Source organism: Exiguobacterium sp. s70, from assembly GCF_018618315.1.
Classification (GTDB): Bacteria; Bacillota; Bacilli; order Exiguobacteriales; family Exiguobacteriaceae; genus Exiguobacterium; species Exiguobacterium chiriqhucha.
Genome location: NZ_JACSLV010000006.1, coordinates 122,385 through 134,031, shown reverse-complemented (window position 1 = coordinate 134,031; position 11,647 = coordinate 122,385). Strand labels below are relative to the sequence as shown.

11 protein-coding genes and 2 other annotated features are annotated in these 11,647 nt (G+C 53.4%); of the genes, 3 read left to right on the top strand and 8 right to left on the bottom strand.

Going from position 1 to position 11,647, the window contains the following annotated elements; translation table 11 throughout:
* The first annotated feature begins 96 nt into the window (after positions 1-96).
* Both KNP84_RS13285 and KNP84_RS13280 read left to right on the top strand, forming a co-directional pair.
* On the top strand, positions 97-1,593 hold the full coding sequence (locus KNP84_RS13285; protein WP_031199977.1) for a potassium/proton antiporter: 1,497 nt from the start codon (positions 97-99) through the stop codon (positions 1,591-1,593).
* A gap of 113 nt (positions 1,594-1,706) precedes the next feature.
* A complete protein-coding gene (locus KNP84_RS13280; RefSeq protein WP_021066003.1) occupies positions 1,707-2,150 on the top strand; it encodes an Hsp20/alpha crystallin family protein in 444 nt (147 codons plus the stop codon).
* A gap of 26 nt (positions 2,151-2,176) precedes the next feature.
* On the opposite strand, the gene trpA is transcribed toward KNP84_RS13280, so the two are convergent.
* Genes trpA through trpD form a run of 5 tightly spaced genes read right to left on the bottom strand, consistent with a single transcriptional unit; the run spans position 2,177 to position 6,411 of the window.
* A complete protein-coding gene (trpA, locus tag KNP84_RS13275) occupies positions 2,177-2,953 on the bottom strand; it encodes a tryptophan synthase subunit alpha (protein WP_215114951.1) in 777 nt (258 codons plus the stop codon).
* Positions 2,953-4,134, bottom strand: a complete 1,182-nt coding sequence (trpB, locus tag KNP84_RS13270; protein ID WP_214803166.1) for a tryptophan synthase subunit beta — start codon at positions 4,132-4,134, stop codon at positions 2,953-2,955. The genes trpA and trpB overlap by 1 nt, the downstream gene beginning before the upstream one ends.
* A complete protein-coding gene (locus KNP84_RS13265) occupies positions 4,116-4,688 on the bottom strand; it encodes a phosphoribosylanthranilate isomerase (protein WP_214803169.1) in 573 nt (190 codons plus the stop codon). The genes trpB and KNP84_RS13265 overlap by 19 nt, the downstream gene beginning before the upstream one ends.
* Positions 4,664-5,425 (bottom strand): indole-3-glycerol phosphate synthase TrpC, encoded by a 762-nt coding sequence (gene trpC, locus KNP84_RS13260; protein WP_058764941.1) that lies wholly within the window; start codon positions 5,423-5,425, stop codon positions 4,664-4,666. The genes KNP84_RS13265 and trpC overlap by 25 nt, the downstream gene beginning before the upstream one ends.
* Complete coding sequence (trpD, locus tag KNP84_RS13255; RefSeq protein ID WP_215114950.1) at positions 5,422-6,411, bottom strand: anthranilate phosphoribosyltransferase; 990 nt, start codon at positions 6,409-6,411, stop codon at positions 5,422-5,424. The genes trpC and trpD overlap by 4 nt, the downstream gene beginning before the upstream one ends.
* 56 nt (positions 6,412-6,467) lie before the next feature.
* Positions 6,468-6,692 (bottom strand) — a binding site (T-box leader).
* 50 nt (positions 6,693-6,742) lie between these two features.
* Positions 6,743-6,972, bottom strand: a binding site (T-box leader).
* 189 nt (positions 6,973-7,161) lie between these two features.
* On the opposite strand from trpD, the gene KNP84_RS13250 reads away from it, so the two are divergent.
* Positions 7,162-8,529 carry an amino acid permease gene (locus KNP84_RS13250; RefSeq protein WP_031199974.1) on the top strand — a complete coding sequence of 456 codons (1,368 nt, stop codon included), beginning with the start codon at positions 7,162-7,164 and terminating at the stop codon, positions 8,527-8,529.
* Between the two features lie 95 nt (positions 8,530-8,624).
* Here KNP84_RS13250 and KNP84_RS13245 read toward each other — a convergent pair whose 3' ends face one another.
* From KNP84_RS13245 to KNP84_RS13235, 3 genes are all read right to left on the bottom strand, one after another.
* Positions 8,625-10,163 carry a murein hydrolase activator EnvC family protein gene (locus KNP84_RS13245; protein ID WP_215114949.1) on the bottom strand — a complete coding sequence of 513 codons (1,539 nt, stop codon included), beginning with the start codon at positions 10,161-10,163 and terminating at the stop codon, positions 8,625-8,627.
* Positions 10,164-10,622: 459 nt separating this feature from the next.
* Entirely contained in the window at positions 10,623-10,988 is a 366-nt protein-coding gene (locus tag KNP84_RS13240) for a DUF423 domain-containing protein (RefSeq protein WP_021065995.1), read from the bottom strand.
* A gap of 13 nt (positions 10,989-11,001) precedes the next feature.
* Positions 11,002-11,607: a trimeric intracellular cation channel family protein gene (locus KNP84_RS13235; RefSeq protein ID WP_021065994.1), complete on the bottom strand. Its 606-nt coding sequence runs from the start codon at positions 11,605-11,607 to the stop codon at positions 11,002-11,004.
* Positions 11,608-11,647: the final 40 nt, after the last annotated feature.

Sequence of the window (11,647 nt, the reverse complement as noted above, 5' to 3'; positions counted from 1 at the left end):
TGCATAATTCTCGATGCGTCATTTCTTAATTCATAACCATTTCATGGTATAATGAACTTAATAATACATGTGAATATCAACGTGAAAAAGGAAGTGATGTGTTTGACCGCACCGATTTTGAGTACTGATATTTTGATTCTATTATTCGGTCTGCTACTTGTCGCCGGCGTGTTGGCCACACGCGTATCGACGCGTTTCGGCTTACCTGCCCTGATTTTGTTTATGGGCATCGGCATGCTGATGGGCAGCGATATTACCGGGCTGATTTTCTTCGATGACACCAATCTCGCCCAAATGATTGGGGTCGCGGCCCTCGTCGTCATCTTGTTCGAAGGTGGTTTACAGACGAAATGGTCGTCGATCCGGAGCGTGCTCGCCCCGTCCGCTTCACTCGCCACGATTGGCGTGCTGTTGACGACCGGGCTCATCGCTGTGGCCGTTCGTTTCGTATTTGGCTTCGACTGGGTGGAATCTTTCCTATTTGGCGCCATTATCGGCTCTACTGACGCGGCTGCTGTTTTCGCCGCCTTCAAAGGAAAGAATATCTCACCGAAAGTTGGTTCGACACTCGAAGCCGAGTCCGGCACTAATGACCCGATGGCGATGTTCTTGACGATTCTCGCCCTCGACTTCATGTTAAAACCCGACACGACGATTTGGGACGGTATTTGGATGTTCATCCTGCAAATCATTGTCGGCGCGTTCGTCGGTTACATGCTCGGAAACTTGTCCCGACTCATGCTTAACCATTTGCGTCTCGAGTCGAGTGGTCTGCATGCTGTCCTCATGATTTCGATGGCCTTTATGACGTATGGGGTCGCTGCTTACTTTGCCGGTAGCGGACTACTTGCCGTCTATCTCGCCGCGATGATTGTTGGGAATGCGCACACGGCCCATGAAGTGACAATCGTTCAATTCTCTGAGGCTTTGGCCTGGATCATGCAAATCATCATGTTCGTCATCCTCGGTCTGCTTGTCTTCCCGAGACAGTTGCTTGACCCCGAGCTCATCTGGAAAGGGTTATTGATTTCATTCATCCTGATGTTCATCGCCCGGCCGATTGCCGTCTATTTATCGACAATCAAGATGCAGTTTACCCACAAAGAAAAACTGTTTATCTCGTGGGCCGGACTGAAAGGCGCCGTGCCGATTGTCCTCGCTACGTTCCCGCTCATCGCAGGCATCGACAACGCCCAATTGATTTTCAACGCCGTCTTCTTCGTCGTCGTGACGAGTGCCTTGATTCAAGGAACGACATTAACACCGCTCGCGGCGAAACTCGATTTGCTCGGACCGGATAAAATTCGATCGCCCTATACGATCGCACTCGTCTCGAGCAAGCAATCGCAACATCAGCTCGTCCCTTACGTGGCGACCGAAGAATCATCAATGATTGGAAAAACGCTCGCCGATATCACCTTGCCACCGAACACGGTCGTGAATGCAATCGTCCGTCAAGACTATCTCATCCCGCCGACGGGCCAGACGAAAATCGAGCCAGGCGACTTGTTATACGTCCTCGCCTCGACGTATCGCCATGACCAACTCGATCGCAAGTTCGGGGAAGACGGGTTAGAGCGCGTCGAATTGTGATCCTCTTTTCTTCATCGAACTGTCACGTCGATTACGTTTATCCTTAGCTAAAAACGGACAGAGTAAAAGTGACAACACTTCTACTCTGTCCGTTTTTTGAAGGGGGAATTTGTATGTTCGATTTGACGCCATTCCGGAAGAATGAGCTCGAGCGATTGCGCAAAGATTTGTTCGGCGACGTCTTTGATCGGATGAATCAACTGTTCGATCCGAAAGACGGCGCGACGTCGTTCCTCGACTCGTTCAAACTCGACGTCCGGGACCAGGACGGCCAATACGTCATCGAGGCCGAGATGCCAGGTATCAAAAAAGATAACATTCACATCCGCTACGACAAAGACTATCTCATCCTCTCGGTCGACCAACGTGAAGAGAGGGAAGAAGACAAAGACTACGTCTATCGGGAACGCCGCGTCACATCGATGCAACGTTCACTCTATCTACCGAACGTGAAAGAAGATGCCATCAAAGCGAAACTGTCAGACGGCGTGCTCCACTTGACCGTACCGAAAGCCGATGACGGCTCGAGCACCCGCACCATTGAAATCGAAGAATAAATAAGGATCGTGCCGAGGCACGACCCTTATTTTTTTGCGTTGACCGTCCGCGCCGATGCAATCAACGTGGACACGTCCTGTTCACGTCCCGCATGGAGCGCCTCGACGATGAAACTACCGACGACGACCCCGTCACAGGCTGACCCGAGCGTCCGGACCTGATCGGTGCGATGGACACCAAAACCGGCGAGCACCGGTACGGGTGAACGTGCCGTCAACGAACGCAAGTGCTCGAGTAACTCATCCGGGAACACGTCCGTCTTCCCAGTCGTCCCTTTGAGCGTCACCGCATAGACGAATCCTTCCGCCTGATCCAGAATCGTGTCGATGCGGGTCTGACTGCTCGTCAACGTGACGAGCGGTACGACCGCGACTCCGTGACGATCGATGCCAGCGAACAAATCGAGGCTCTCTTCAAACGGCAAATCGGGAATGATGACGCCGCTGACCCCAGACGCTGCCGCCCGCTCGAAGAAACGCTCGACCCCGAACCGGAACACCGGATTCAAGTAAGTCATCAAGACGATTGGCACCGAAAAACGACCCGTTCCTTCTATTAAACGGTCCAACACGTCCGTCAACGTCACACCTTGTTCGAGGGCGCGCATTCCAGCCGCCTCGATGATGGGACCGTCTGCCACCGGATCCGAGAATGGAATTCCGAGTTCGATGGCCGTCGCTCCCATCGCTTCTAGCCGTTCAATCGTCGGAATCAAGTGATCGAGTCCGCCGTCCCCGGCCATGATGTACGGGACGAACGCCGTCCCTTCACTCCGCTGTCGAATCGCTTCATCTAATCTCATCATTGAGTCACCCTTTCTCGAATCGTATGAACATCCTTATCCCCGCGACCAGATAGACAGATGACGAGCACGTCGTCCTCGTCCATCGTTTGGGCGAGCGTTTCCGCATAAGCGAGCGCATGCGATGACTCAAGTGCCGGAATAATCCCTTCTTGGCGGCTGAGCGACATGCAGGCTGCGAGTGCGTCCTCGTCCGTGACCGCCGCATAGCGGACCCGTTCGATATCTTTCAAGAAGCTGTGTTCTGGTCCGACACCCGGATAATCGAGTCCGGCCGAAATCGAGTGGGCTTCCTGGATTTGCCCGGCTGCGTCCTGGAGCACGTACATGAGCGACCCGTGAAGCACCCCGACCTCGCCCTTCGTGAGCGTTGCCGCATGCTTGTCCGTGTCGACACCGCTCCCTGCTGCCTCGACACCGTATAAGGCGACTGTTTCGTCATTCAAGAACGGATAGAACATGCCCATCGCATTGCTACCGCCGCCTACACAGGCAACGACCGCGTCAGGGAGACGACCTGTCTTCTCGAGCACTTGACGACGTGTTTCTGTCCCGATAACGCTTTGGAAATCGCGGACCATCGTCGGGAACGGGTGCGGTCCGAGCACCGACCCCATCACGTAATGCGTGTCATCGACATGTTTGACCCAGTAACGGAGCGCCTCGTTGACGGCATCTTTTAACGTTCGACTCCCCGACTTAACGGGAACGACTTTCGCACCGAGTAACTCCATTCGAAATACGTTCAATTCTTGACGTTCGACGTCGACCTCACCCATGAAAATCGTACATTCGAGATTGAGCAGCGCACATACCGTCGCCGTAGCGACCCCGTGCTGTCCCGCGCCTGTTTCGGCGACGACTTTTTGTTTGCCCATTCGTTTGGCGAGGAGCGCCTGGCCGATCGTGTTGTTGATTTTGTGGGCACCGGTATGGTTCAAATCTTCTCGTTTTAAATAGACATTCGTCCCGAGGCGGCGGCTCATGTTCTCCGCATAATAGAGTGGCGTTTCCCGTCCTACATACTCACTGAGGAGATCAGCGAAACGTTCCTGGAACTCAGGGTCTTGTTTCGCTTCCTCGTACGCCACTTCGAGCTCTTCGACTGCTTGCATGAGCGTCTCAGGAATATATTTTCCGCCATATGGTCCAAACTTTCCGTTCACTGGTTGTGTATACATTGTGTTTCCTCCTTGGCGCGTCGGATGAACGCGCGAATCTTATCGTGATCTTTCTGTCCGTTCGTCTCCACACCACTCGAGACATCGACGCCGTCCGGTCGCATGGCGCGAATCGCCGCACCGACATTGTCGACGTTCAATCCACCGGCGAGCCAAAACGTCTGTTCCGGCCGTTCGAGCGTCGCCCAATCAAGAGTCTGCCCACTGCCCGGCGTCGGCGCGTCGAGTAAAATGATGTCGGCCTCCGACTCGTGATCCGCTTCGATGATCGGGAGACCGAACTGACGGAACGTTTCAAGCGGCCGTGTCCGGCGGTGTAATTGGATATCGGTCAACCCGCAAGCGACGGCAGCTTCGACCTCTTTGATTGTTGGATCGAGAAATACGCCGACGACTCGGACATCTTCCGGGATGAACCCCCGAAGCCGTTGCGCCGTCGCGATGTCGATTTGGCGCGAACTGTTCGCAAAGACGAATCCGATAGCGTCCGCTCCGGCCTCGATCGCCGTCGCGACACTCGCTTCCGTCGTCAATCCACATATTTTAACGAACATGATGTCAACTCCTCAATCAAGGCTGTCGGGTCGTCCTGTCGCATGAGCGCCTCCCCGACGAGAATCGCTCGGGCCCCGGCCGTCTGTAACCGACGGGCCGCCTCGCCTGTGCTGACGCCGCTCTCGCTGACGAACGCGACATCTGGATACTTCGTCATCAAGTCGACCGACGTGTCGAGCGAGACCTCGAACGTCTTCAAGTTTCGATTGTTGATGCCAATCAACACATCGCCCAGTTCGAGCGCCGTCTGGAGCTCGGCCTCATCATGAACTTCGACAAGCACGTCGAGGCCGATGGACCGCGCATACTGTTTTAACGTATGAAGCCGGCTCGGATGGAGCGCAGCAACAATCAATAGTGCCGCACTCGCTCCAGCTTCCTTCGCCCGGTCGAGCTGTCGTTCATCGATGATAAAGTCTTTGCAGAGGACTGGGATCTCAACAGCGGCCGCGACATCACGCAAGTCGTTGAACGAACCGTTGAAGTAGGTCGTATCCGTCAAAACGGAAATCATTGTCGCCCCTGCCTGTTCATACGTGCGGGCCCGGCTCACGACGTCCACTTCTTGGCGAATCACTCCTTTTGACGGGGAGGACCGCTTAATTTCGGCGATGACATGAAAGCCGTCCTTCATTAAAAGCGGTAATGAGATGGCTGTCGTCCGCGTCACCTCGATGTCTTCCATTTGATTGACCTCTTCGATTTTCGTTCCGATGATTTTCGTCAAGTAGCTCATGCGCCAACCTCCGTTCGTTGTAGTTGTTTGAGCACGCGGATGGCGTGCCCTTCATCAATGCTTGCCGTTGCCACCGCGACGCCTTCGCGAAGCGTTTGGACCGTCCCATACGTGCAGAGGGCGAGCGCGGCGTTCAATAAGACGACGTCTCGCGCCGGTCCCTTCTCTCCGTTCAAGACGGCCAGGAGCGTCGCCGCATTCTCAGTTGGTGTCCCGCCTTGCAAGGCCAACAGCGGAGCGCGCATCAATCCGACGTCGCGCGGGTCGACGGTGTAGCGGGCCACTTTGTCGCCGTTGAAGAACAAGACGTCGTTTCTGCCGGCGAGACTCGCTTCATCCAGCCCGCCTGCCCCATGGACGACCATGCCGCGCTCGACGCCGAGGTGACGCATCGCCGTCGCCATCTTCTCGATGAGCGATGGATGGTACACGCCGATCAATTGCCGCTTCGGTTTGAGCGGGTTCGTCAACGGGCCGATTTGATTGAAGATGGTCGCCGTTGCGAGTCGTTTCCGGACCGGCATGACATGTTTCATGACCGGATGGATATGTTGGGCGAACAAGAAACTCAAGTTCGTCCGCTCAAGGTCGGCGAGCATCGCCTCATGACTTTGGACGATAGGGATATTTAATGACTCGAGGACGTCGGCACTGCCTGACCGACTCGACACGCTGCGATTCCCATGTTTGGCGACCGGGATATCGAGCCCCGCCAAGACGAACGCGACCGTCGAGCTGATGTTGAACGTGTTCGCCCCGTCCCCGCCTGTGCCACAGACGTCGAGCACAGGGAGCGTCGTCTCGGGGAACGTTGCCGCCTCACGAATATAGTCAGCGAGTCCGGCCATCTCCTCAGCCGTCTCACCGCGCGCTTTCATCGCGAGTAACACCTCGGCGATTTGCGCTTCATCGGCTTGGAACAGCTCGGCCGCTGCCAGTTTCATTTCATTCGTCGTCAATGGGTTCGTCAATAGTCGTGTTAACATGTCCGTTCCTCCTCAAGCATTTTGGGTATAAAAAAACTCCATACGACGTCTGTCGTATGGAGGACGGTATGGACCGCGGTGCCACCTCTCGTTGGATCGATTGATCCCACTTTCCGATGCTATCACATCGTATCCCGATAACGGAGGAAACCGTCATGACCTACTTGATTCAGCCATGCTCTCATGAGCCCATTCACGTGATGGCCTCGGCCGGGATCCCACCACCCCCGGCTCTCTGAACGAGACTTGTTCACGCTACTCTTCTCAATCACTGATTTATGATGTGTTGAAACGAAAAAGGGTTACTCGTCCTTCTCATAGCTTGCGCTATGAGAAGGACGAGTAACCCCGTGGTGCCACCTTCGTTGGTTCCGTAGAACCCACTTCACGGACAAACATCCGCTTTCCCATGGTAACGGTGGGTGACCCGCTAAAGCCTACTAAAAGTTTCGGTTTAGAGCTCGGAAGTCCATTCGCGACGTCCCGCATACTGATTCACACCAACCATCAGCTCTCTGTCATACGGGGACCGTCGTTACTTCTCTTCGTCGACGCCTTTGTTCGTTTCAATTAAGTTAACTCGTACTATACAGGTCGAGAAACCTCCTGTCAAACAAAAGCATGTAAAAAAACTTTGCTTCTATAGGTGCGGCCGAATCGATGCCGTCTTTTGCGATTTCGCGAGTTGACACTTGATTTTTTTGTCTGCTATAGTCGTCCCCAACAACACTTCACTCAACTAAAGGAGAATTGACTTTGGAAACTAGCAAATTAAAACGTGAACTGTCCACGCGGCAGTTGACGATGATTTCGCTCGGTAGCGCCATCGGGACGGGCCTCTTCCTCGGAAGCGGGCTCGCTATCCAAACGGCAGGACCGAGCGTGCTCGTCAGTTACGCCATCGGGGCGTTCATCGTCCTGTTACTGATGGGCTGTCTCGCTGAAATGACCGTCGCCCATCCGACTTCGGGCTCGTTCGGCACGATCGCCGAACGGTATGTCCATCCGCTCGCGGGCTTTTTGGTCCGCTACTCATACTGGGTCGCCAACGTCCTCGCCATCGGCGTCGAAGTGAGCGCGATTGCCATCTATATGCGGTACTGGTTCCCCGATGTGAACGGATTCGTCTGGGTCGCCGTATTCGGCGGATTGCTCATCTACGTCAACGCCCGGCACGTCCATACGTTCGGGACGACCGAATACTGGTTATCGTTCATCAAAGTTACGGCCATCATTCTGTTTATCGTCCTCGGTGCCGCCACGCTGTTCGGTCAACCCGGTTCACCAATCGAATCGATCACGACCGGCGATGAAGGTTTCTTCGCCTTCGGGTTTTACGGGATGTGGGTGACGATTTTCATCTCGCTCTTCAGTTTCCTCGGGACCGAGCTCGTCGCCGTCACGGCCGGCGAAGCGAAAGACCCGGACCGCGCCGTACCGAAAGCGTTGCGCGCGACTGTGTTCCGTCTGACGTTCTTTTATCTCATCACGATTGGGATCATGCTCATGCTCATCCCATGGCAGCAAGCGGGCATCGATCAAAGCCCGTTCGTTCTCGTCATGCAACAGTTCGACGTGCCTGGCGCTGCTGGCATTTTGAACTTCGTCATCTTAATCGCTGCCTTGTCGGCGATGAATGCACAGCTCTACGCGTCAACGCGAATGATGTATTCCCTCGCCGAGGCCGGTGATGCTCCGCGCATCTTTAAAAAAGTCAGCACTAGCGGGATTCCAATGCCCGCTTTGCTCGTCTCAACAGGCGGGATTATTCTCGCGGCGTTGCTTCAAGTGTTCATGGAAACATCGTATCCATTCTTGATGGGCATCTCGATGTTCGGAGCCATCTTCACATGGTTCATGGTATTCGTCTCCCACTTGTTCTTCCGTAAGAAGTGGACAGGACGCAAATTACCGGTCCGCATGATCGGTTACCCGTTCTTGCCGTTACTCGGTGCCGGACTATTGCTCAGCCTCATGATCACAACATGGTTCACCGACTTCAATATTCTGCTCAAGTTCGGGATTCCATGGTTGGTCGGATTGACCGTCATCTATCTCGTCCGTGAGCGGTTCCGCAAAGCAAAGGATCAATCAGACGACATCGAGCAAGCCAACTGAAACAAGCGCCTGTCCGCAACGGATAGGCGCTTGTTTTTAGTTTTGCTGGGACACAAAACGAGGACCTGTCACGATTGACGGGTCCTCGTTGAATATCAGAAGAACTGACGTGGGTTGACTGTGCTTCCCGCGCTCGTTCCTGAATATGAATAGCTTCCTTGGTGAATCTCGAAGTGAAGGTGCGGGCCTGAAGAGTTACCCGTGTTGCCGAGTCCACCGATGTTCGACCCTTGCGTCACACGTTGACCGGCGCTTACTGAGACCGAGTTCAAGTGTGCATAGACCGTCGTCCAGACTTGTCCGTTGATGACGTGGGCGATCATGACGTGATTCCCATATGCGCCACCCCAGCCTGCACGGATGACCGTTCCCGTTGCCGAGGCACGGATTGGTGTTCCGACAGGTCCAGCGATATCGACGCCGTTATGGAACGAGTAGCCGAATTGACCGCTTGCCGGTCCCCATCCTTGTGAGAAACGTCCCGTTGTCGGTTGAATGAACATTGCGCCCGATGGTGCCGGTGCCGATGTGGTCGGTGCCGTCGGAGCTGGTTTAGGCGCTGGTACTGGTGCTGGCGCCGGCTTTGGTGCTGGCGCAGCCGGTTTCGGTGCCGGTGTGCTATTTTGTGTCGTCTGGTTTGAAGATGAAGACGACTGGGTATTATTGTTATTGTTCTGCTGTTTTTGAGCTGCTGCTCGTTCTGCCTCGGCTTTAGCCGCTGCCGCTCTTGCTTCTTCTGCTTGACGGGCTGCTGCTGCTTGCGCCGCTTCTGCTTGGCGAGCTTCTTCAGCTTTACGGGCTGCTTCTTGACGAGCCGCCTCTTCAGCACGACGACGCGCTTCTTCTTCCTCACGACGTTGCGCTTCAATCTCAGCCGCAATCGCTTCTTCTTGCGCGATTAACGTCGCTTCGATTTCTTGAAGGTCGAAGATTTGCGATTCGAATTTGATATTCTTGTCCTCGAGCTCTTTGATGCGAGCTTCGCGCTGTTTCATCTTCTTCTCGAGTTGAGCTTGACGTACTTCTAGCGCTTTTTGTTGCTTCAAGAGCGATGTGCGTTCTTCTTTAAGTGATGCTTGCGCTTCTTGTAACGATTGACGCGTCGCTTCATAGTCTTCAAACAACTCTTGGTCGCTTCGTTGAATCGTTCCGGCCGTGATCATCCGTGTGATCAAGTCCGAGAAGTTTTTCGAACCGAAGATGAACTCAGCCCAATTGATTGAGCCGCCGCCATTCGTTTGCATCGTGGCCATACGCTCTTTCATCATTGCTTCTTGAGCCTTCATCTTCTTCTCATAGCCTTTAATGTCAGCTTCGAGGTCTTCAATTTTCAACTCAGTACGCTTGATTTCTTGGCGTTTCGCTGCGACATCATTGATGATGTCTTGAAGTTGGGCATCCATCTTGTTGACTTCAGCTTGAACTTTCGAGATTTCATTTTTATTTTGCTTAATTTTCGAAGACGTATTCGATTGGTTCTGTTTGACGTTATTCCGTTGCTCTTGCACTTTCTTCTGCTGCTCTTGTTTCTCCTTGATTGACGTCGAGGCATCAGCCACCGAGTGCGTCCCAAGAAGAAGCGCGCTAAGCGTGAGTGTCGAGACGGTGCGTTTCCAATTGATCAATGGGGACATCCTTTCTATTGACGGGGTTAGGGTTCACGTACTATTTAAAGGTCAGTCGTTTTGCTATGTAACAAAAACGATTAATTTTTTAGTTTCAACACGACTAATTATATCGAAGTGTCGAATGTTTTCCTGTTAAAGTTATATTTCACTTTTATTACGACGAAGGGGTGGGAAACCTTATACGGCTCCCCACCCCTTTATATTTCAACATTTTTTCACTTTTCTTTTCTCGAAACATAGTTGTAATAATAGATGAAAATAGGAAATTATTGACCTTATATTAAAAAAGTATAATCCAGGTATTTTTCTAAGTCTAACCATTTCCAAAAAACGTAAAAAGGGCCTGTTTAGTCTCTCGCTCCAGGCGAAAAAGGCTAAACGGGCCAATTGTTCGTTGGTGTGGAGACAAGGGGTCTCACACTCCGAATGATACAGGAGGACTGTTAATCAGGCGTTAACGTTTGATTACAGTTTGAGCGCGCCAATGATGACGAACACCCAGGCCGCGATAAACAAGACGCCGCCAATCGGTGTGACCGCTCCGAGCTTCGTGATTCCGGTCAGCGCCATCACGTAAAGGCTCCCCGAGAAGAAGATGATTCCGGCGAACATGAGCCAACCTGCCGTGCTGAACTGGCTGATGCTCACTTTCATCAAGACGCTCGCCAAGGCGATAATCCCGATGGCATGAATCATATGGTAGAGCACGCCTGTCTGCCAGTTCGCGAGCATGTTCGGTGTCAGACGTTCTTTCAAGGCGTGGGCCCCGAACGCACCGAACGCGACGCCGAGTGCCATCAAGGCAGCGCCGATGATCAGCAATACTTTCATACTAGTTTCCCCCTTATCGCACTTTGCGTGCAGGTAAATTCCACTTTCGATAGTAGGATATCACTCGAAGCGTCGCCACGACAATTAATAGCGCATACACCGCAAGCCCACCTTCGAGCCGGAAATAATACGTGACGACCGCGATGATGATGGCCCAAATCGCATATACTTCCGATTGTAAGACGAGCGGCTTACGTCCGGCCAACAAATCACGGACAACACCCCCGCCGACACCTGTCAAGACGGCAGCCGCAATCGCTGCCGATAATGGTAAATCGAGCTTGATGGCGACTTGTGCGCCTTGAAACGAAAAGGCGACAAGCCCAATCGCATCGACGATGACACCCCAGCGTTCCCAATGGGGCAAAACGACGCTCGGCAGCAGGAAGATGAGCAATGCGACAAGAAAACAAAGGATGAAGAGATCATTTTGTTGCCAAATCAAGCTGACGGGGTTGCCGAGCAAGACGTTTCGGATCGCTCCGCCGCCGAAGGCTGTCGTAAAGGCGAGCAACCATACCCCAAAAATATCATATTTCTCGTCCATCGCGATGATGGCGCCGCTCGCCGCGAACGCGATCGTCCCGACGACGTTGAGTAATTCCCACTCCATAAACATCCCTTGCCCTTTCTTGAAAGCATTCTGTGGTAAAGTTAAG